Origin of the sequence: Marinifilum sp., assembly GCF_965230805.1 — a bacterium.
Lineage (GTDB): Bacteria > Bacteroidota > Bacteroidia > Bacteroidales > Marinifilaceae > Marinifilum.
Window position 1 is genome coordinate 3,212,631 of record NZ_OZ246019.1, and the last position, 21,076, is coordinate 3,233,706.

Below are 21,076 nucleotides of genomic sequence, written 5' to 3' on the forward strand. Positions count from 1 at the left end.
AGTTTTGTGATTAATCTAAATCAAAGATTTCGATGCTTCTTGTTGACATAGAAATTTGCTCTTCTGAATACCCCCATTTTTTATACTTATCTATACTGGATTGTTTTTTTGATTTTAGTATCCGTATGTATTTATCCAAATCAACAATATCCCATCCGTAAAAAGGCAATACTATTTCTTTTTTAAACGGCCTTATTTCTATGCTTTCCGCTACCCAACTGCAATAATCATCGGTTGAATATACTTCCAGTAACACACCAGGTAATCCATGAAATTTCCATGGGGCAGCTTTAAAAGGAATCTCGCGGGTAAACCACGCCTCGTAATCACGACCTCTAAACTTACATGTGGCTTTATGGTAAGTGTATCCTAGTAACGTTTTTGTATCCATACTCGGCTTCCATTCAAATAAATTAAGCGATTCTTTTAACAAGAACTGTTTACCTTTACCGCGAGGTAAAATATCAGAAATAAGTAGGTGCTCCTTGGGATAATCAATCACTGTGTAGTAATACATAGTATCGCATGATATCACATTGCCATCTGCGTTTTTTGTATTTGATGTTCCGTTAAATTTTCTGGATACCATTTTATTTCCGTAAGAAAATACTTCAACAGTACCTTTCTCCTTATAGGAACATTCACTATATATTAAGCCCAAAGTATTACTTTGTGTGTATTTGTATTTTATATACAGTTCTTTTTGCTGAGCATTAAGTGATGCCGAAAATCGTAATAAGAATCAATAGTAGTGTTGTGATTTTTCCTGTTTTCATAATTCGTTAGTTTTGTGATTAATCCAAATCAAAAATCTCAATACCCGTAGGCAGATTCATCTGGAGTCCTTTAAGAGTATTAATCTCAAATTGAAGATCAGGAAAATTAAGTAAGTTTCTTTTACAACTTTCTATACTCCCTTTTCGATCTTTCTTTAATATAACAATATAATTATCCAGATCAATAATATCCATTCCTACGTTAGGCAATTCGACTTCGCTTTTCTTTGGCCTTATTTCAATCGAATTTGCAACCCAAGAGCAATAACCATCGGTCGAATAAACCTCCAAAACAACGCCAGGTAATCCATGAAACTTCCATGGACAAGCTTTAAAAGGGATTTCGGTAGTAAAATATGCCTCATAATTACGCCCCCTAAATGTACATGTGGCCTTGATACAATCATAATCCATAATTGTCTTAGATTCCTGGGTTAATTTCCATTCAAATAAATTAAGAGGTTCTTTCAAAAGCATTTTGTAACAAAAACCAAATCCTGGATTATAATCAATAAATACAGGTTCAAGTAAATATCCTTGAATGTAATCAACCTCAATATAATTGTATGTTGTATCAATACTTCTCTTGCTTTTAGCAACCAACCGTTTAGTTTCTCTTATATTAATACTATTCGATGAATAAATCCTCACATTATAGCTAGGGAATGCATTTCTAATAATTTCAGAATTATTTTTGCCACCAATTCGCAAACAACTCTCATTAAACGTGTATGTAACCACAAGTTCCTTCTTCTGGGCACTAAGCGAAACAGGTATAATAAATATGATTACAATTAATAATTTCATACTCATGATTTGTGTATAATTATGCATAGCATTTATAAGTATTAGACTATTTTATTTATAATATTTAGTGATAATGTCTTAATAGATTTATTCAATACATTTTTTTTATTACATATACCTGTCAATAGACAGGTATATGAGAATTGTATGATTTAATGGCTAAATATTCGACAACAGCCTGTCATAGGGTTATAATCTGCTGCAACACCACCATTCCATATAAGTAATTGTTCACATTCATCAACATTTGCTACATCTCCTGTAATTTTGATTTCTCCACTTATGATCCAGGAGTCATCCAAATGCACCCATTCATTATTGACATCAGGCACTATCGCTATCAAATTAGGCGTCAAACCTAATACCCAAGCAAAAACAACCAAACTCACCACTAACAACGTAAACTTTTTAATTCTTTTTCATAATTTCAATTTTAAATCATTTTTATTCAAATTCATTTTTTTTGGTTTTGCCCTCTCTATACTTACAAGGGCGGAAGAAAAACTTCCTGTTTGTAATATTTGCTTACTTTTGCATTAAACCTCCTTCCTTTATAAGGAGCCGGGGCAGGAAGCAATTGCTCGTAACAATTTTGGGCTTCCTGCCCTTTTCCATTTATAAATTAGTCATATCAAAACCAATTGATCTAAAACCTCACTTCCATCGAAAACAGGAAGTACTTTCTTTGCAGGTTGCTGGAAGAAATTGTCTGAGAATATTCATTATTTCTTACATTTCGGCTTGAGTTCTCATCAATTAGATTTTGTCCATCCAGTGTATAAATAATGGTCTTCTTTTTGCTGGGCGTAGATTGTTGTGCCGCTAAAAAGGCATATCAACACTAGAAGTATTCGTTTTGTTATGGTCATTTTTCTTGTGTCTGTTTTAGGGCAATTTTAAATCGATTCTTCTAAGGCTATTGACTAGTTCTAATCGAAAATTTCAATTTTTCCATTATCAAAATCAATAAATCCCATTTTCATCCCACTATTTCCATACATCAATTTTGCTTTCTTTTGGGCATCTTTTCTTTGGTTACTATCATTCCGTAATATCTTAACATATTGCTTTAAATTTATGCGTGTCAAACCATCATCAGGAAATTCTATATCCGATTTTTCGGATGAGATGTCCAATGATTGAGCAGTCCAACTGCAAAATTCATCAGTTGAATAAACCTCCAGCATAACTCCTCGCAATCCATGAAACTTCCATGGAGCTGCTTTAAAAGGAATATATTTTGTAAAATAAGCCACATAATCACGTCCTCTAAAACTACAGGTAGCCTTAAAACATTTATAGCTCAGAATTTTCTTAGTTTCCGTACTTAGTTTCTAATTAAATAAGTTCAATTCTTCTTTTAATAAGACTTTCATTTTACGCATATTCTCTATTGATAATATTGTATTTTTTTGAAAATCTTTACGTACATAATCTAAAAAGGTGATTACTCCTCTTAAACTAGGCTCCCCAAATTGCGTTCTTGAAATTACTCCATTTACATCAGCATAAAGCTCCGTTTTATTGACTGTTTTGTGAATATCTTTATCTCCCAGAGAAGAAGGAATTCTCTTTTCAAATTGATATTTTATTAACAATTCCTTGTCTTGTGCATTAAGTGTTAAACAAGTAATTAAGCATGCTACCGTTACGAGTATTCGTTTTGTTAACGTCATTTCTTTAAGTTTCTTTTCGTATAATTATAAATCGATTATTTAAACTTTATTGGCTGGTTCACTTCAAATATTTCAATATTATTGATCAGGATACTATTTATTGTACAAATTTCTGAATCTCTATACTGAGGAAATCTCAAGATGTTTCTTTCGGTAGTTTCAATAAATTTTTGTTTGCGTTTCTTTAACAAATCTTTGTATTGCTCTAGGTTTATTTTTTTCATGCCAGTATGAGATATCTCTTTCTCATGATTTTGTATTTTAAGTGCCTGAGTAGTCCATCTACAATATTTATCTGTTGAAAACACTTCTAGCACAACACCTGGTAAGCCATGAAACTTCCATGGGGCAGCTTTAAAAGGAATTTCTCTTGTGAAATAAGCCACATAATCACGTCCTCTGAACTTGCATGTGGCCTTGATGCAAGTATACCCAAGAATTGTCTTTGTTTCCCTACTTAACTTCCATTCAAACAAATTAAGAGGCTCTTCTAATAACATTAGGCAGCTGCCATCAGATCGCTGAAAAACGGGTTGTAATAAGTTAGAATTCTTATAATCAACTCTTATATAACAGAAAGTTGTATCATAAGACATAACTTGTGTTTTATCATGAAACTTGCCAGTTATTGAACGAGCAAACTCTCTTATATTAGTATTGTTAAAAGCATGAGTATTAACATTATAATCATAAGCTGGATTTTTAGTGATCTCAGAATTGTTTTCTCCACCAAGCCGTAAAAAACTTTGTTCAAATCGATAACTTACACATAACTCTTTTTGCTGGGCATATAATGAAGTAATCATTACAAAGATGAATCCCAATGAAAGCAACAATACCTTAAGCGTTGTCGAATAAATCGATTTACATTGTGTTGTCATTTTTAAGTAAGATTTTTTAAAAACAGAAGACTCCTGATTTTTAGAATCTTCTGTTATGATTAACGAATTAATGTGTGTAATGAATTCTTATTATGCAAAAACAGTTATAAATACTTTACATTCCTGTGTGAATATATTATAAGAGCAAAAATCACATCCATTTTGTTCCATTAAAAATTTACATTCCTCAAAATGTGAAACACGAAATATTACTTTTGTTTCTCCAATATGAATCCAAGAACCTTTATATTGACCATTTTCCCATGACACCCAATCCCAATGCGGCACAGCATAAACAGATGAAGCAAAAACAACCAAACTCACCACTAACAACGTAAACTTTTTAATTTTTTTTTATAATTTTAATTTTAAATCATTTTTATTCAAATTCATTTTTTTTGGTTTTGCCCTCTCTATACTTACAAGGGCGGAAGAACTACTTCCTGTTTGTAATATTTGCTTACTTTTGCATTTAACCTCCTTTCTTTATAAGGAGCCGGGGCAGGAAGCAATTGCTGTTAACAATTTTGGGCTTCCTGTCCTTTTCCTTTTTTATTCGTATGGGTAGTGATAGGATGACTTCGAGTCATCACGTCACTTTTTATTCTAAAATCCAAATACTTTTTCAAGTTGTTGGTTCATGTTGTACTTTGCCTCATCGGCGTAAGCGGGGCATCGTAAATTTTTGGCAATTACCTTACCCTCTTTATCTATTAAGTAACTACTAGGGATAGCCATTCCCCAATAGTCTATAATAATTTGAGAGTGTTCACTTCCTGTTGTATCAATTGCCTGTTGCCAGGGAAAGCCTTTCTCATTTATATAGCTTTGCCAATTCTTTTTGTTGGCATCTAAGGCTATGCTTACAATTTCAAAATCTTGTTCGTGGTATTTGGCATAAAGGTCCAGCATGTTGTTTTGCTCTGCCTTACAGTAATCGCAATTGATCACCCAAAAATTTACCAGTGTAACATTCCCTGTAAAATCAGAAAGTGTAAGCTGGTTTCCCCTGCTGTCGGGCAATTCGATGGCCGGTGGCGTTTTTCCAATACAAAAGTTTTGTGTTGCCTTGTACTTTTGAGCAATGCTTTTGTATTCTTGAGTTTTCTTTAACTTATCGCCAAGCAAGGAGGTATAATATTTCATGTCCGACTCATCAAGCTTTGCAAAATTGGGCCTAAACACATAGGCCAAAAAGTAATCGAGTGCCAGGTATGAATTGGGGTTTTTCTCTAAATAGCTTAATGCCACACTCTCTTTTAGAAGATTTAATAGCGTCAATTGTTCTTTTTGTTCCTCTACAAACTGCTGTATATGCTCTCGACTCGACTGCTTAGACGGTTTATTGTTTTGCAGCCATTGTAAATAATTCGCATCGGCCTGAAGCAATTGCTCTGCCTCCTCTGTCTTCCAAAAGTTAATAAATTCCTGATTGACAGTGCTACCAGAAAAGCTAAATGGAATGGGAGTTAACAGGTCTTTTCTTTTAAGCAGGCTATCGCTTACCAATTCAATGGACTGCCTACTGGCATCAAGCATGAATGGGAAATAACAAGTACGTTCTTGGTTGGTTAACACATAAAGTCCCAGTCTTGATATATGCTCCTGAATCTTGGCACTGCCATTTTTGAATTCAAAAAACGAAATAAAACCATCCCTTTGTTTTTCCTTGCTAAACAGAACAGGCTTTAAATTGCCTTTTTCATCATTGGCTAAAAAATACCACTTGCTTTGGGGCTTGGGTGCTTGCCCAATTAGCTTTATTTCCAGACTGAAATTACTCTCCGTTTTCTCAGGTAAAATAAGATTGCCAAATCTGTAGAGAAGGATAATAGCAGAACCAAGTAGTAATAAAATAGAAATTCGGTTTAGAGTCATTTTCATAAGTAATTGGTGTTATTTACAAAATCGCATCATATCAAAGGGATATATACAATACTTCCCTCATGTAAAAGAGCGCAAGATCACATTTATTATTGAACACTACCTTTTACCACCAATAACACAATCTTCCAACTTCTCCAGGTTTGCTTTAATAAGATGTTCTCAAAAACATCAACATGAATTTATCTATTTCTTTTTTCAATATAAGTGATATTCTCACTCTTAATAAACACGTTTAAATTAAACGGAAGGGTGAGTGAAAAACAAACTATTTAATTATAAAAATCACTTCCTTTATATAACAACTGGATCTTCTGAATATTACAAACCATGCTTCAATAAGCTTTTCTAAAAAAATCTAAAAATGAGATTGAGGTAGAAAAATATTATCTATATTTGTACGCGAAATACCAATATAGTTCATTTGTGGCAAAAACGGATAAAATAGAAATTAAAGAGAGAGTAATGACACTTTCTATGGAGATGATGATGAGGTTTGGTTTGCGCGGACTGAATATGATTGATCTAGCTAAAGAGTGTGGGCTTGCAAAAGCCACATTGTATAAAATCATTGGAACCAAGGAGGATTTGATCAGGCAGATTGCTTTCGAAATTTTTGATAGGAACATTATAAATATTTTACAGCCATATCGAACCAAGGATGATCCGATTGAAGTGACCAAGGAGTTTTTAGATAACTATTTTGATTATGCGATTTCTGCGCAAAAAATTCTTATTCAGCAGATATATAAAGAGTATCCTCTGATAGAAAAAGATGTTGAGAATAAGTATCAGCATGAAATGGATATTGTAATTAAAAAGTACAATGAGTGGCAGGAGAAAGGGTTGATTCGGCAGGATGTAAATGTTAACTATTGTATTGAGGCACTGCAGGCATTAAACGATTTTTATATTATGGGAACATTTTCAGAGAATGAAGTAATTGATAGGTTGCGACAATCATTTATATGCATGCTTAGAGGAATGGGAGTTGAAATTTAGATAAAATTAAATTTAAGTTTAAAAACTATTGAAATCTATTTTCTATTTTCACGCAGGAAATCAAATGTATGAATCGGGCATGATTAGAAAAATGATTAAACATACACGGTAATGATTTTTTTGATCTCCTTGCTACCATCTGTCAAATGGGAAAAATTATAAACAGATGAATTGTTAAAGTTGATGTAAAATAGATATTGGAGTAGACAGCTTCATATATTTTTTGAATAAAAATGAACTCTATGAACACTGATAGTTCAAAAAAGTTGCAGACGATGAAAATTTCTAAAGCCTTAATTCTGCTGTTGGTATTGACAGCAGGTCTTTTTTCTTGTAAAAACGAGAAAGAGAATAATGTAAAACTTGTACAACCTGTTAAAGTTTATAAGGTGAATGCAAGTGGTAATGAGAAAAATAAGAAGGTTTTTACTGGCCTAGTCAAAGAATCGCGAGAAGTTCGAATGGCTTTTCAGGTTCCTGGCCCACTTGTAAAACTTAATGTTGACCAAGGTCAGTTGGTAAAAAAAGGAGAGGTAATAGCCGAACTCGATAAAAGAGATTTTATTGTGAATCTTGAGTCAGCCAACGCCAATTACGAAAATGCGAAATTACAGGCAGAGAGATATGCAGCTTTGTTCCAAAAAAGGAGTACTTCAAAAAGTGTATACGATCAAACACAAGCTGCCTTTAAGTTAGCTAAAGCTCAGAAAGAAGCAGCTGAGAATGCTTTGGAAGATACCAAGATCTATGCACCATTCACAGGCTATGTGCAAGAGATGTTTGTTGAAAATTTCGAAAAAGTGGGAGTTGGGCAACCAATCGTATCCATACTTGATTTAAAAAATCTGGAAGTAAACGTTGCTTTAAGTGAGAATGATTTTATGATAAAAAATTCGTTCGAATCCTTTGTGTGCAAATTTGAAAATTTTAAAAATACTGACTTTAAGCTTAGTTTAATAGATATTGAAAGAAAACCAAATGGTGATAATTTCTATAAAATGAGGTTAAAGCTTGATGCCAATAAAAAACAAGTTGCACCTGGAATGGTGGCTAGCATTACCGTTTTTCTTACCTCCGAAGGGTCTGCAAACTATAAAGTGCCAGTAGAATCCGTTTTTAGCAATAAAGGAAAATCTTACGTTTGGATTTTTGATAACAGCACGAACTGCGTTCAACAGCGTGAAATTAAAATGTTAGGATTCGATTCCAATGGTATGGTAAATCTGGCTGAAGGTATTTCTAATGGAGAAATGGTGGTGGCAGCCGGAGTTCATTTTTTGAAAGAAGGACAAAAAGTTAAAATGTTGGTTAAGAAGTCTAATACCAATATAGGAGGTCAGTTATGAATTTTACAGAAGCTGTATTAAAACAGCGAAAAGTATTATTATTTGTCCTGATAGCTATTGTTTTTGGTGGTGTAGCCGCATTCTTTAAAATGGGAAAGCTCGAGGATGCCGAAATCAGTGTAAAATCGGCCTTGGTGATTACTCAATATCCAGGAGCCTCACCACACGAGGTGGAACTGCGTGTAACTGAAATATTGGAAACGGCCATTCAGTCAATGGATAATATCCTTAATATAGAGTCACGTTCCATGGCTGGATATTCCGAAATTACTGTTAATGTTAGCAAGAAAGTAAGAACAAACGAATTGCCACAGCTGTGGGATATTCTCAGAAGGAAAGTCAATGATATTAAACGGGCATTGCCACAGGGAGCATCAGATCCTATGGTGGTTGATGATTTTGGGGATGTATACGGAATTTTTCTTGCTTTAAGTGGAGATGGTTATTCAGAAGAAGAGATTCAGGATTATGCGCGATACATGAAAAGAGAGTTGCTCTTAGTTGATGGCGTTAAAAGAATCAATCTTTTTGGGGAACAAGAAACCTGCATTAATGTTGAACTTTCTCAGGAAAAATTGGCCTATTTAGGCATCCATCCTGCCCATGTAATCCAAATCCTAAATCAACAAAACAGCATGGTAAATCCAGGGAGTTTAAAAGTGGGAGGAGACAGGGTTCGAATTGCTTCCGATGGCAGCTTTCATGAACTGGCAGACCTAAAAAACATCTTAATTTCGGCAAATGGTCAAAATCCTGTTTTTCTGAAAGATATTGCAGAGGTTAGGGAAAGTTATGTGCGACCATTTTCTAGAAAAATGAAGTACAATCAGACCCCGGCTATTGGACTAGCCATTGCCATGGATAAAGGTGGTAATGTAATTGAATTGGGGAAAAAGGTTCAGCTAAGAATTGGCGAGCTGAAGAAAAATGTACCAGTTGGAATCAATATCAATCGTGTATTTTACCAACCGGAACGTGTAAGTATTGCAATTGATCAATTTATGGTCAACCTAATTGAATCGGTACTGATAGTTGTATTTGTACTTCTGTTGGCAATGGGATTCCGCACCGGTCTGTTAATTGGTAGTGGCTTGATATTTACCATTTTGGGTACATTTATCATCATGCTAAGCATGGATATTACATTGCAACGAGTAAGTCTTGCTGCAATTATTATTTCGATGGGTATGTTGGTTGACAATGCCATTGTTATTGCCGATGGTATTTTGGTAGATCTAAAGAAAGGGGTGAAAAGATCGGAGGCAATGAGTCGTACTTCCAAGCAAACAGCAATGCCTTTATTGGGTGCTACTGTAGTAGCCATTCTTGCTTTTTTACCAATTTACTTATCACCTGATAGTACTGGGGAGTTTTGTACCAGTTTATTCCAAGTTGTAGCCATCTCCTTGTTTCTGAGTTGGATTCTAGCATTAACTCAAACTCCTTATTTCTGCGATTTATTTCTGAAAGGAAAAAAATATGAGAAACAGGAAAGTGAAGAAGAGCAAGTGGATCCATATGCAGGGAGATTTTATCAGATGTTTCGAAACTTTATCAAATACTCCCTTCGACACAAAACCATGATTTTGACTGTTACCTTGTTAATGTTCTTGTCGGCAGTATTATTATTTAAGAATGTAAAGCAACTATTTATGCCTAATCTTGAATACAATCAATTTATTGTGGAGTATTGGTTGCCTGAAGGTTCTGATATTGAAACTGTAGAGAACGAACTTTCTGGTCTTGAAACTTATTTGTTAGATCAGGAGGAAGTACTAAATGTTACCACAAGTATTGGATCAACTCCGGCACGATATACTTTGGTAAGGCCATTTACCAATAGAAATTCAAATTATGGGGAACTGGTTGTTGATACGAAAGATTATGAAACTACTGTTAAGTTTGGAGCGGAACTTCAAACCTATTTGGATGAAAATTATCCATGGGTTAGAGCCAGAGTAAGATACTATTCACCAATTTCAACCGAGGCAATGATAGAGGCTAAGTTTTCCGGTCCCGATCCTAAAGTGTTAAGAGAATTGTCTGAAAAAGCAGAAAGAATTATGGAAGAGGAGCCTTTAGCCATCAAGGTTACCAACAATTGGAAAAATCAGGTTAAGGTTTGGAATCCTCGATTTTCGCAGGCTCAATCTCGTATTACAGGAATTAATCGTTCTGATGTTTCGAATGCTTTGGCAAGTGCTACCAATGGATTAGCGATTGGGGTTTTTCGAAAAGCAGATGATATTTTACCGATTTATCTGAAAACAACCACAGATGAAGATAAATATGTGGAAGCTTTGGAGAATACTCCGGTGTGGGGGACAAAAGACCATAGTATTCCATTGCGTCAGGTGGTTTCAGGTATTGAAATTAATTTCGAAGATCCTGTCATAAAAAGATACAATCGTCGCAGGGCAATAAAAGCTCAGTGCGATCCTGCTCCGGGTTACAATGCGCCTGATGTATTCAATAAAATACGGGATAAGGTAGAAGCAATACCATTGCCTGATGCTTATGATTTGGAATGGTTAGGGGAGCATAAGAACAGTGCTGATGCCAATGAGAATATCAATAAATTCTTGCCGCTGGCCTTTCTTTTAATGGTTATCATTATTATGATGTTATTCAATAATTTCCGTCAGCCCATTATTATCTTAATCGTATTGCCATTGGCATTGATTGGTGTAAGTTATGGTTTGTGGATAACTGGGAAACCCTTCGGATTTATACCAGTTCTTGGTACTCTGGGGCTGATGGGAATGATGATTAAGAATTCGGTGGTCTTATTAGATCAGATTAATCTTGAAATCAAAGCGGGAAAACAGGTTCTAACAGCCATTATAGATTCAGCAGTTTCAAGAATGCGACCGGTGATAATGGCATCATTCACAACCATTCTTGGTATGATCCCGCTCATTCCGGATGAATTGTTTGGCGGAATGGCTGTAGCAATCATGTTTGGCTTGCTTTTAGGATCAATCATCACATTAATTGTTGTACCGGTATTATATGCGGTTTTCTATCGGGTTAATACTAAAAATGTAATGGAATTATAATACAGCTTTCATGAAATTATTCAAATACAATACATATATCATTCTGGCCATTTCCATGATATCATTTCAAGGGATCGGGCAGGAAACTTTATCACTAAATGAGAGTCGTAAATTGGCTTTGGAATACAATCAGAGAATTAAAATTGCTGATGAGTTAATTTCCGAAAGTCAATCTAATGTAAAGTTTGCATTCACACATTTCTTACCAAACCTACGTGCAGAAGGAAATTATAATTATTTGCATGGCATTGATGATATTTCCTTGTCAGGCTTTTTTCTTCCGACTGCCAATAGCATTGAAGACGCAAAGTTAGGAAACTATACAGGTACAAGTGATGTTTATTTTCCTGGCTTAAATATCCAAATGGGTAATATAGACTATTACTCGGCCAATCTGATTTTAAGTCAGCCCATTTACGCAGGTGGAAAGGTGAGAAGTAATTATAAAATGGCCAAGTTAGTATCACAAGTATCCGTGTTTAATCGAAAATTAAAAGAATCAGAAGTCATTCTTGAAACCGATGAGGCATATTGGAACCTGGTATCGCTTACCGAAAGAGTAAAAGTGGCCGAAAAATATGTTGAAATGTTGAATCAATTGGTTACCGATTTGAAGAATGCCTTCGATCTGGAATTAACAACAAAGAATGAACTTTTAAAAGCTCAGGTGCAGTTCAATCAGGCAAAATTAGATTTGTTCAGAATTAAAAATGCTCGCATTCTTTCGCGAATGGCACTTTGTCAGGTAATCGGCAAAGATTTAAAGAGTGATTTGATTGCTTCTGATACAGTTATTTGTGTAGAAAATAAGAATATTGATAATAATTTTATTCAAAAAGCCATGCAGCAGCGACCTGAGATCCTATTGTTAGGCAAACAGGTTGAAATTGATAAACAGGAGGAGAAAAGTACTCTTGCCGATTATCTGCCACAATTAGGTCTTGGTGCATCCTATGGCTACACAAGTAGAATCGAAAACTTGATGGATTCACGTCAAAGTTTAACCGTTCAGGCGAACCTTTCAGTTCCGATTTTTCATTGGAACGAAAGAAAGCACAGAGTGGCTGCGAGAAAGTTTCAGACAAAGCAACGCAAGCTTAAGTTAGATCGAACAAAAGATCTGATCAGTCTTGAGGTGCAACAGGCTTATTTTAATTTACAGGAAGCATATCAACAAAAAGAGTTAGCTGATATTTCGATGAGTCAAGCAGAGGAGAACGTGCAGATAACAAAAAATAGCTTTTACGAAGGCTTAGCTAATGCAACTGAGATGTTAGATGCTCAAGCCTTTTGGCAGCAAGCTCATACCGAATTAATAGATGCAAAAATAAATTTCAAATTAAAAGAATCAGGCTTTCTTAAAGCAAAAGGGGAATTAGCAAATTAATATAGTGGGAAAGAGAGGATTGAATTACAAGTGTAGGATGTTGTTGATTTGTGATTAAATCAGCTTTGTAATTCGTCCTCTCTTGGTTTAAAAAAAAAGCCAGAGCATGGATTTATACAAGACTTATTTTATGGTTATACAGGAAAAATCCCTACCCAGACCAGGATGAAAATGCGCAGAGTGCCTATAAAAAGCTATCAGAATGGGTGATTCGAAGCAGAAAGCTCAAATAATGCGCAGAACGGTATAAATAGGAGTAGGTATGGTTTAAAACCATAAAGGTATGACATAAAAATGCTCAGAATTAAGAAAAAAATCTGCAGAACGGCCGGTTTTAGCACAGAAAGGTAAAAATAACCGCAGATCGAGGTGATTTTTGCGCAGCATACTATAATACAGGTATTACATATAAAAAAATCAGGTTTTCTAAAAGCAATAGGGAATTAGCAAATAAATATAGTGGGAAAAGAGAGGATTGAATTACAACTGTAGGATGTTTTGATTTGTGGTTTAATCAGCTTTGTAATTCATCCTCTCTTGTTTTAAACCAAAGTTGCAAAATGGATATGAATTTTTACATACTCAGTTAATTGCAATATCCAAATTACTTTAATAAAACCAATATGGTTTGATTGGGAAAATGAAAGAGAATTATAAAAGAATGAATGATAGAAATGCGCTCTATAGCGAGGCAATAAAAATTTTAGATTATCCTTCCAAAAATAACATACAAATTCTTAAAACACATCTGTTTCTTCTAAAAGTAAATGATGATTATGTGATTAATAGTTCAGAGCCAATTGATGATTTGGTATCATTTATCAATGGTAATCATGGAAAATAAAGTAGTAGCACGTATTTGTAATACCATAATTTATTTTGGAAAGATTATTCTAACATGGATTGTTGCACTTTTTTTCTTAATGGCATTTCAGGTTGAAGAGAATAATTTACTTTGTATTTACGGATATTCGGATTTAAATAATTCTATATTGTCTGCTTTTCTTGCAGGTATGATTTGGGGGATAATATTTAAAATATCTCGTTTCATTAGAAAATTTGTATCGCACTATTTGTTAATTATTTTACTTTCATTATCAGTAAATATCCTAAGTGCTTATTTGCTTATTTATTGGGTTTATCATTTGGGTGATATTTTTATCAATAAAGAATTCCCTAATAGTTTTCAACATTTAATCGATCTGTATAAATCGCAACTGTTTTATTCGATTTTGGCTTACTTTTTTATCGTAGGGACTTTAATAGAGATATTCTTCGAAATAGACAAGAAATTAGGGCGCGGTGTTTTGCTAAAATTCTTATTAGGGCGATACTATAAACCGAAAGAAGAGGAAAGAATTTTTCTGTTTATGGATCTTAAATCATCAACTTCGTATGCAGAACAATTGGGGCATTTTAAATACAGTAGGTTGTTACAAGATTGTTTTAAAGATATCTCTCCGGCAATTACTAAAAATAAGGCGCAGATATATCAATATGTAGGTGACGAGGTTGTTTTAACATGGAAATTAGAGCATGGTCTTAAAAACAATAGATGTATTCAAGTATTTTTTGACTTTATGGACGAACTCAATAAAAAAGAGACTTACTATCAAAGGGAATATGGTTTGATTCCTGTATTTAAAGCAGGGGTGCATTCAGGAAAAGTAATGATAGCCGAAGTTGGAGAATTAAAGTCTGAAATTGCTTATCATGGCGATGCAATTAATACAGCCTCACGCATTCAGGGATTGTGTAATTCATATCAGTCTAAACTATTGGTATCAGGTGACTTGATTAAGGAATTGAAGTTGCATCATTACTTCGATATCTGGTCTGAACCATTGGGAGCTGTTCTTCTGAATGGAAAAAAGCTTACTACCGCACTTTATAAAATTTGTTAGTAAGCCAAGTTCTATTTGGTATAAACATTTATACTTTAAGCCCTTTGTTCTGATTAAAGTATTTGTTAATGGTTTCCAAAAGTTTCTTTTCATCAAAAGGCTTGGCAATAAAATCATCACAACCCGCCTCGAGGCTCTTGTTTTTATCTTCCCTAAAAGCATTTGCCGTTTGGGCAATAATTGGGAGATTATCGCGCATTTTCTTGATCGATTGTGTTGCTTCCAAGCCATTGATATCCGGTAAACGAAGATCCATTAACACCAAGTTGATGGTAGGATTTTTTAAGCTTAACTCAATGGCTTTGTTGCCTGATATGGTATGAAGTATCTTAACTTTTGTAGGTTTTAAAGCAGCTTCGATATACTTGTAGTTGGTTTCATCATCTTCAACAACTAATATCAGCTTATCGTCCCATTTGTAGCCCTTCTTTTTTACTTTCTGCTTATCAAGAAGAAGATCCGAATCTACAGGTTTGTATGGAATAGTGAAGTAGAAAGTTGTTCCTTTATCTTCAACCGTTGACATTCTTATTTTACCACCCATAAGCTCAACGAAACCTTTCGAAATAGCCAATCCAAGACCAGTTCCACCGTACTTCCGGGTAAATGATTCTTCAACTTGACGGAAACGTTCAAAAATGATATTTTGTTTCTCTTTTTGGATGCCAATTCCAGTATCTTTAACATAGAATTCCAGAAAATTGTTCTCGATTTGTTTGTAACCAAACTCAATAAATCCTGATGAGGTAAATTTAAATGCGTTATTTAGAAGATTAGATAGGACTTGACGCAATTTTCTTTCTTCGGTAACTACCTTAGCATTCTCATTAGATAATGATTTAATCACCCTAAATTCAATCTCTTCGTCAGCAATGTTTTCTTTACTGAATTGCAGGTGTAAATCATCAAGGATTGAATTGATAGAACACTTTGTTTCTTTAATAATGGTTTGCCCTGCGTCTAGTTTGGAGATGTCCAGAATATCATTAATAATCTTAAGAAGCTGGTTTGAACTTTTATAAATGATATCGATATAAACATTCTGCTGTTCATCAGTTTTACCTGGTTTTCTTAGCATATCGGCAAAGCCAATAATACCATTCATCGGAGTTCTGATTTCGTGCGACATGTTTGCCAGGAATGCAGACTTTAGGCGGTCACTTTCCTCGGCTTTTTCTTTGGCCTTCAACAACTCTCTCTGCGAATCTCTGATGGGCGTTATATCGTTAATGATAATCATGGAAGAACTATCGAAGGGAACCATAAAGAATTCACAATGTCTTTGCTCACAATTTTTAGTGTTCATGTGAAATTCTTGTTTTTCGATATCTGTGTTCTCCTGTTTTGCTTTATTAATGGCGGCTTGCCAGGTTTTGATAACCGTATTTCGATAATCTTCGTCAGGGTAGCATTTGCAATACCAATCTTCAGAATTTCGGATGTCGTTTAATGTATATCCAAATTGCTCTATAAATTTGTCATTCAGAAATTCAATATTGTTTTTATCATCGGTAATGACAATTGGAAGAGGAGATTTATGAATCATTTTCTTCAATCTTCTCTCGCTGGAAATGATTGCCTGTTGGGCATTTTTCCTTTCGGTGATATCACGCGAAGTAGACAGAATTACATGTTTTCCTTGCAATGTTACCAATTGGTTTACGGTTTCCATTGGCGTTTTTTTGCCATACTTCGAAACAAATACCTGTTCGCTGGTAAACTGCTTTTCGCGAGTTAATCTTTTTATAGAATCAACAATATAATCCTCACTAAGTTCTTCGATAAAATCACTTAATGAAAGCTGAAGAAGCTCTTCCCGGGCGTAACCCAAAAGGATACATGCTGTATCATTTGCTTCTATTAATTTCGATGATCCATCACCCAGATATTCGTTAACCAGAATAATATCGGTGCTACCATTAATTAGGTTTCTGTATTTTTCTTCACTGGTTGCCAGTGCGGTAGTTCGTTCTTTTACCCTTTCTTCCAGTTTTTCATTAAAAGATTTTAGCTGTTCCGAGTAATCGTGAATCTCCTGATATTGTTCGCGAATGGTTTGTTCTCCCTTTTCACGTTCTATGATTTCGTTTTGGAGTTTGCCATAAGTTTCGGTTAATTCGCTTATTGAGTGACTTAACAGATTCTCTTCGCTAATTCTTTTGCCTGACCCATGTCCTTGCCCCTGGTAAATTGCTTGTGCCTTATAAATAAAGTTCTTAATTGGTCTGGAAATGCTATCGGAAATTACATAGGTAATCGCGATACAAATTATTACAATAATGGTTGATACAATAATAAACCAAAGAAGGGTAGTATTATGCATTTCGGATGCTTCCTTATAACTGGATTTGGCAACGTTGGCAGCAAAATCAGTCATTACTTTGGTTTTTTCTTTTAGCTTATTTAGGTGAGTAGCGGCAATTCCATCAACCATTTTCTTGGCCGAGAGCTCTTTGCCACTTACTTTTAGGTCGATAATATTGTTTCTGATCTCCTCCCAATCCATAAAAGCATGGTATGCATCACCCACATCTCTTTTGTTGCCTAAAAACTTGTTGTACACCGTATCAAATTCATTTTCAACCTTCAGATGGTATAAGTTAATGGTATCTATGGCCTGATCGAACTCTTGCTGGGTGCTGGCTAGTAGGATATCTTTCATGGCACTTTCCATGATCTGGATGTGAGTGTTGATATCTCGAACGCTGTTACTAACTGTATAGGTGTGAGTGTAAATGAATTCGGATTCTGAGCGAAGTTTCTTTACCTGAAAAATAGAGTGGATGAAGAATAGTACCGTAAACAGTAAAATAAGTCCGAATCCGGCAAGAACTCTCGTACGAAATTTTAACTTATTAAGCATTTAGCTTCGACCTGTGTTTAGTGTGTAATTCGTGGTTTCTTGTCAACAAAACCTGCTGCTTTGCGTCCTAAGTTAGTTATTCCTTTGGATTTACCCAAGATTTTTGATAAGGAGCTTATTATTGCTTACGTAGAGGGGAATTTACTCAATAAAAAAAAGCAGCTCATTTTGAGCTGCTTATGAAAAATAATTAATTGTATTTTGATCTATACGATTCCGGAAAATCCCATAAAGGCCATTGCTAATAAACCAGCTACAATCAGTGCAGCAGGGGTTCCTTTTATTCCTTTTGGTAATTCCACCAAATCAAGATGTTCTCTTAAGCCTGCAAAAAGTACCAATGCCAATCCAAAACCAATTGCCGAGGCTCCCGAGAAAACAACAGCTTCAAGCAAATTGTAGTCTTTCTGAATGGTCATAATTGCCACACCCAAAATGGCACAGTTGGTAGTAATAAGAGGCAGAAATACTCCCAATGCCTGATACAATGCCGGGCTTACTTTTTTCAAAATAATTTCAACCAATTGTACAAGGGATGCAATTACCAAGATAAAAGAAATGGTTTGCATGAATCCAATTCCATATGGATTAAGGATATAGTGTTGTATTAGATAAGTTACTATGGTTGCCAGAATCATTACAAAGGTAACTGCTCCTGTCATACCTACTGCGGTAGATACTTTTTTCGATACTCCAAGGAAAGGACAAATTCCAAGGAATTGCATCAATACTACGTTGTTTACGAATATTGCTGATATTATAATTACTATAAATTCCATGACGATTCTCCTTATGCTTTTCTTACTCGGTTAATAAATGCAATTAAGTATCCCAATGCGATAAACGCACCAGGTGCTAATACGAATACTAACATCCCATAGGTCTCGTTGAATAATGTTATTCCAAACATTTTGCCCGAACCAAAAAATTCACGAATTGCACCTAGCATGGTTAATGCCATAGCAAATCCTAAACCCATGCTAACTCCATCGATTATTGAAGGAATCAGTTTGTTTTTAGAGGCAAAAGCTTCAGCGCGACCTAATACCACACAGTTTACCACGATCAACGGAATAAATACACCCAATTGCTCGTGTAAAGCAGGTACGTATCCAGCCATTAGTAAATCCACCATGGTTACAAAAGATGCAATAATTACAATAAATGATGGAATTTTAACCTTATCGGGAATTTGTGAGCTTACTAATGAAATAACAAGGTTTGACATGATTAGCACGAAAGTGGTAGCCAAGCCCATTCCCAAACCGTTAATTGCTGATGAGGTAACCCCCAATGTAGGACACATTCCCAATAGTAATGTGAAAACGGCATTTTCCTTAAAAAATCCTCTTAAAAAGATGTCTTTATTTGTCATTACTTGCTTCCTCCCTCCATTTGTTTATTGTACTCATTGTAAGCAGTCTGAACGGCATCCAGGAAAGCTCTGGAACTAATAGTAGCAGCAGTAATAGCATCTATTTCTCCACCGTCTTTGCTCACACTTAGCTTTGCAGTTCCAGGATTTTTACCCAAAATACAGCACTTGGCTTTCGTAGGATCAGTAGTTTTAAACCAAGGCTCCATTTTGGTACCCAAACCTGGAGTCTCTTTGTGTTCCAATACCGAATAGTTATTAATTGTTCCGTCAGGTTTAAAACCAACCATAATCCAGATGTAACCTGAGAAACCATTGGTAGTAAAGGTTTTTACTGCAGTTCCTACCAGTTTACCATCTTTCTTTGCAGGGTAAAATTCTAGTTTATCGCCTGTAGGCATATCCACTGAATACATTTCCTCGCTTGGGTTATTATTAAATTCAGGAACAACTTCCTTAATTGCTTTCAATTTTTTAGCCAATTTCGCTGCGGCGATAGGCTCTTTGGTTAACTCGTAAAGTCCACCTAATGCAGCCGAGGCAACTAGTGTTACAATGAATAACACCAGAACCATATTAATAAATGTAGATTCTTTTTTATCAGCCATGATTATTTCCTTTTTTCGCCGAATCGCTTAGGTTTAACATACACATTAATTAGTGGTACAAATGCATTCATAATGAGAATGGCAAATGAAACTCCTTCAGGATATGCTCCAAATACACGGATTACTACAGTTAGGACACCAATTCCCACGCCGTAAATTATCATTCCCATATTCGACATGGGAGAAGTTACATAGTCGGTTGCCATAAAAATACCACCCAATAACAAACCACCGGTTAAAATATGGAATACCGGACCGGCATAAGCTTCGGGATCAGCCATGTGAAGAATTCCGGTTAAGATTGCAACAGACCCAATTACGGCTACAGGAATGTGCCAGCTAATGATTTTGCGAATCAGCATGTAAATCAATCCAAGAACTAAAGCAGCACCTGCAATTTCGCCCATCGATCCTCCCATATTTCCGAGGAACATATCCATGTTTGATGGCATATCAGGAAGTTGCATCAATTTTGACAATGGCTGTCCATTTTTCAGTCCTTCCTTAATGATGGCAAGAGGTGTAGCACCGGTATCAACGTCGATATATCCACTACTTAACCCTTTAGATACCGGCCAACTGGTCATTTGAACCGGGAAAGAGATTAAAAGGAATACACGTCCAACCAATGCAGGGTTGAATACATTGTTTCCTAATCCACCAAATGTCATTTTACCAATACCAATGGCAACCAGTGCACCGATCAAGATAATCCAGATTGGAAGATTTGAAGGAACATTAAAGGCTAATAGAATACCAGTAATAATGGCAGAACCATCGTTAATGGTAACTTCCGTTTTTAGGATGTATTTTTGAATTAAGAATTCGAATAAGTAACATGATGCTACGGCGGTTAGGGTAACTACAAGAGCACCTAATCCAAAGTAAAAGAACGAAAATAGCAGCGCCGGAAGCATCGCAAATACCACACCATACATGTTTTTCTGTATGGAATCTCCACTGTGAACATGCGGAGATGGTGCGACAAGTACTTTGGTGTTCATTTTTTGAATTTATTAGTTAAATTTTATTTGTTTCTACTGTTATAGATGCTTTAAGTATTTAAAATGGTTTTTTAGTACTTAAAGTGCCTAAAGTATTTAAAGTACTTAGAGTTTTAATTTGTTGCTAATAGATGTGAATAATGCTACAAGTTCATTGGCTTCTTTTAAAATGGGATCAATTCTGTTAAGAGATAACCAATCCATTTCGTTTATTAATTCCAACCAATAAACAGTTTCACTTGCTTCACTTTCACAAATCTTGATTTTATTTTTAAAATCAGCTTTGCTTCTAGATCTATTTGCTTCTCGGTAGTTGGCTCCAACACTTGTTCCCGATTTCGTAACTTGATTTCTTATCACTTTACTTTCTGGGATATTTGGAAGAGAAACTGATAATTTGATAACAGAAAGAGCGAACGTTTTAGTTCTTTTCTCCAATTGGTTACCAAAATCTTTATTATCCATTTCTATTCACTTTAAGTATTTTAGGCACTCCAAGTATTC

General features: G+C 35.1%; 18 protein-coding genes and 1 pseudogene. 6 read left to right on the forward strand and 13 right to left on the reverse strand.

Annotated elements, in window-relative coordinates:
* Nucleotides 1–10: 10 nt before the first annotated feature.
* The 7 genes and pseudogenes from ACO05S_RS12975 to ACO05S_RS13005 all read right to left on the reverse strand — a co-directional run bounded on the left by ACO05S_RS12975 (nucleotide 11) and on the right by ACO05S_RS13005 (nucleotide 6,024).
* Complete coding sequence (locus ACO05S_RS12975; protein ID WP_421918434.1) at nucleotides 11–661, reverse strand: GLPGLI family protein; 651 nt, start codon at nucleotides 659–661, stop codon at nucleotides 11–13.
* Nucleotides 662–794: 133 nt separating this feature from the next.
* Nucleotides 795–1,589 carry a GLPGLI family protein gene (locus tag ACO05S_RS12980; protein ID WP_421918435.1) on the reverse strand — a complete coding sequence of 265 codons (795 nt, stop codon included), beginning with the start codon at nucleotides 1,587–1,589 and terminating at the stop codon, nucleotides 795–797.
* Nucleotides 1,590–1,735: 146 nt separating this feature from the next.
* Nucleotides 1,736–1,915 (reverse strand): hypothetical protein, encoded by a 180-nt coding sequence (locus tag ACO05S_RS12985; RefSeq protein WP_421918436.1) that lies wholly within the window; start codon nucleotides 1,913–1,915, stop codon nucleotides 1,736–1,738.
* Nucleotides 1,916–2,512: 597 nt separating this feature from the next.
* A pseudogene (locus ACO05S_RS12990) lies at nucleotides 2,513–2,905 on the reverse strand (GLPGLI family protein); the annotation flags it as partial.
* 12 nt (nucleotides 2,906–2,917) lie between these two features.
* The gene (locus ACO05S_RS12995; protein WP_421918437.1) at nucleotides 2,918–3,259 is read right to left on the reverse strand and encodes a hypothetical protein; all 342 of its coding nucleotides are present in this window, start codon (nucleotides 3,257–3,259) and stop codon (nucleotides 2,918–2,920) included.
* A gap of 35 nt (nucleotides 3,260–3,294) precedes the next feature.
* Complete coding sequence (locus ACO05S_RS13000; RefSeq protein ID WP_421918438.1) at nucleotides 3,295–4,140, reverse strand: GLPGLI family protein; 846 nt, start codon at nucleotides 4,138–4,140, stop codon at nucleotides 3,295–3,297.
* A 606-nt stretch (nucleotides 4,141–4,746) separates the two neighbouring features.
* The gene (locus ACO05S_RS13005) at nucleotides 4,747–6,024 is read right to left on the reverse strand and encodes a peroxiredoxin family protein (RefSeq protein ID WP_421918439.1); all 1,278 of its coding nucleotides are present in this window, start codon (nucleotides 6,022–6,024) and stop codon (nucleotides 4,747–4,749) included.
* A 426-nt stretch (nucleotides 6,025–6,450) separates the two neighbouring features.
* Between ACO05S_RS13005 and ACO05S_RS13010 the strand changes: the two genes are divergently transcribed.
* The 6 genes from ACO05S_RS13010 to ACO05S_RS13035 all read left to right on the forward strand — a co-directional run bounded on the left by ACO05S_RS13010 (nucleotide 6,451) and on the right by ACO05S_RS13035 (nucleotide 14,722).
* Complete coding sequence (locus ACO05S_RS13010) at nucleotides 6,451–7,026, forward strand: TetR/AcrR family transcriptional regulator (protein WP_421918440.1); 576 nt, start codon at nucleotides 6,451–6,453, stop codon at nucleotides 7,024–7,026.
* A gap of 275 nt (nucleotides 7,027–7,301) precedes the next feature.
* Nucleotides 7,302–8,372, forward strand: coding sequence for an efflux RND transporter periplasmic adaptor subunit (locus ACO05S_RS13015; protein ID WP_421918441.1), 1,071 nt, complete (start codon nucleotides 7,302–7,304; stop codon nucleotides 8,370–8,372).
* Nucleotides 8,369–11,431 (forward strand): efflux RND transporter permease subunit, encoded by a 3,063-nt coding sequence (locus tag ACO05S_RS13020; RefSeq protein ID WP_421918442.1) that lies wholly within the window; start codon nucleotides 8,369–8,371, stop codon nucleotides 11,429–11,431. Before ACO05S_RS13015 ends, ACO05S_RS13020 begins: the two co-directional genes overlap by 4 nt.
* Before the next feature lie 10 nt (nucleotides 11,432–11,441).
* A complete protein-coding gene (locus tag ACO05S_RS13025) occupies nucleotides 11,442–12,818 on the forward strand; it encodes a TolC family protein (protein WP_421918443.1) in 1,377 nt (458 codons plus the stop codon).
* 661 nt (nucleotides 12,819–13,479) lie between these two features.
* Complete coding sequence (locus ACO05S_RS13030; RefSeq protein ID WP_421918444.1) at nucleotides 13,480–13,662, forward strand: hypothetical protein; 183 nt, start codon at nucleotides 13,480–13,482, stop codon at nucleotides 13,660–13,662.
* Complete coding sequence (locus tag ACO05S_RS13035) at nucleotides 13,652–14,722, forward strand: adenylate/guanylate cyclase domain-containing protein (protein WP_421918445.1); 1,071 nt, start codon at nucleotides 13,652–13,654, stop codon at nucleotides 14,720–14,722. Before ACO05S_RS13030 ends, ACO05S_RS13035 begins: the two co-directional genes overlap by 11 nt.
* Nucleotides 14,723–14,750: 28 nt before the next feature.
* Here ACO05S_RS13035 and ACO05S_RS13040 read toward each other — a convergent pair whose 3' ends face one another.
* The 6 genes from ACO05S_RS13040 to ACO05S_RS13065 form a co-directional block, all read right to left on the reverse strand.
* Nucleotides 14,751–17,585, reverse strand: a complete 2,835-nt coding sequence (locus tag ACO05S_RS13040; protein ID WP_421918446.1) for an ATP-binding protein — start codon at nucleotides 17,583–17,585, stop codon at nucleotides 14,751–14,753.
* Between the two features lie 206 nt (nucleotides 17,586–17,791).
* Nucleotides 17,792–18,364: an electron transport complex subunit RsxA gene (gene rsxA, locus ACO05S_RS13045; RefSeq protein WP_054714787.1), complete on the reverse strand. Its 573-nt coding sequence runs from the start codon at nucleotides 18,362–18,364 to the stop codon at nucleotides 17,792–17,794.
* Between the two features lie 11 nt (nucleotides 18,365–18,375).
* Complete coding sequence (gene rsxE, locus ACO05S_RS13050; protein ID WP_421918447.1) at nucleotides 18,376–18,960, reverse strand: electron transport complex subunit RsxE; 585 nt, start codon at nucleotides 18,958–18,960, stop codon at nucleotides 18,376–18,378.
* Nucleotides 18,960–19,568 carry an RnfABCDGE type electron transport complex subunit G gene (locus ACO05S_RS13055; RefSeq protein ID WP_421918448.1) on the reverse strand — a complete coding sequence of 203 codons (609 nt, stop codon included), beginning with the start codon at nucleotides 19,566–19,568 and terminating at the stop codon, nucleotides 18,960–18,962. Before ACO05S_RS13055 ends, rsxE begins: the two co-directional genes overlap by 1 nt.
* Nucleotides 19,569–19,570: 2 nt before the next feature.
* Entirely contained in the window at nucleotides 19,571–20,572 is a 1,002-nt protein-coding gene (locus ACO05S_RS13060; RefSeq protein ID WP_421918449.1) for an RnfABCDGE type electron transport complex subunit D, read from the reverse strand.
* Nucleotides 20,573–20,677: 105 nt separating this feature from the next.
* Nucleotides 20,678–21,037 carry a four helix bundle protein gene (locus ACO05S_RS13065; protein ID WP_421918450.1) on the reverse strand — a complete coding sequence of 120 codons (360 nt, stop codon included), beginning with the start codon at nucleotides 21,035–21,037 and terminating at the stop codon, nucleotides 20,678–20,680.
* Nucleotides 21,038–21,076: the final 39 nt, after the last annotated feature.

Excerpts from the sequence above, each read along its gene's own strand:
- rsxE (WP_421918447.1), bottom strand. The coding sequence starts at position 18,960 with ATGACAAATAAAGACATCTTTTTAAGAGGATTTTTTAAGGAAAATGCC.
- ACO05S_RS13030 (WP_421918444.1), top strand. The coding sequence starts at position 13,480 with ATGAATGATAGAAATGCGCTCTATAGCGAGGCAATAAAAATTTTAGAT.
- ACO05S_RS13020 (WP_421918442.1), top strand. The coding sequence starts at position 8,369 with ATGAATTTTACAGAAGCTGTATTAAAACAGCGAAAAGTATTATTATTT.
- ACO05S_RS13035 (WP_421918445.1), top strand. The coding sequence starts at position 13,652 with ATGGAAAATAAAGTAGTAGCACGTATTTGTAATACCATAATTTATTTT.
- ACO05S_RS12980 (WP_421918435.1), bottom strand. The coding sequence starts at position 1,589 with ATGAGTATGAAATTATTAATTGTAATCATATTTATTATACCTGTTTCG.
- ACO05S_RS13025 (WP_421918443.1), top strand. The coding sequence starts at position 11,442 with ATGAAATTATTCAAATACAATACATATATCATTCTGGCCATTTCCATG.
- rsxA (WP_054714787.1), bottom strand. The coding sequence starts at position 18,364 with ATGGAATTTATAGTAATTATAATATCAGCAATATTCGTAAACAACGTA.
- ACO05S_RS12995 (WP_421918437.1), bottom strand. The coding sequence starts at position 3,259 with ATGACGTTAACAAAACGAATACTCGTAACGGTAGCATGCTTAATTACT.
- ACO05S_RS13000 (WP_421918438.1), bottom strand. The coding sequence starts at position 4,140 with ATGACAACACAATGTAAATCGATTTATTCGACAACGCTTAAGGTATTG.
- ACO05S_RS13065 (WP_421918450.1), bottom strand. The coding sequence starts at position 21,037 with ATGGATAATAAAGATTTTGGTAACCAATTGGAGAAAAGAACTAAAACG.
- ACO05S_RS13015 (WP_421918441.1), top strand. The coding sequence starts at position 7,302 with ATGAAAATTTCTAAAGCCTTAATTCTGCTGTTGGTATTGACAGCAGGT.
- ACO05S_RS13040 (WP_421918446.1), bottom strand. The coding sequence starts at position 17,585 with ATGCTTAATAAGTTAAAATTTCGTACGAGAGTTCTTGCCGGATTCGGA.
- ACO05S_RS13060 (WP_421918449.1), bottom strand. The coding sequence starts at position 20,572 with ATGAACACCAAAGTACTTGTCGCACCATCTCCGCATGTTCACAGTGGA.
- ACO05S_RS13005 (WP_421918439.1), bottom strand. The coding sequence starts at position 6,024 with ATGAAAATGACTCTAAACCGAATTTCTATTTTATTACTACTTGGTTCT.
- ACO05S_RS13055 (WP_421918448.1), bottom strand. The coding sequence starts at position 19,568 with ATGGCTGATAAAAAAGAATCTACATTTATTAATATGGTTCTGGTGTTA.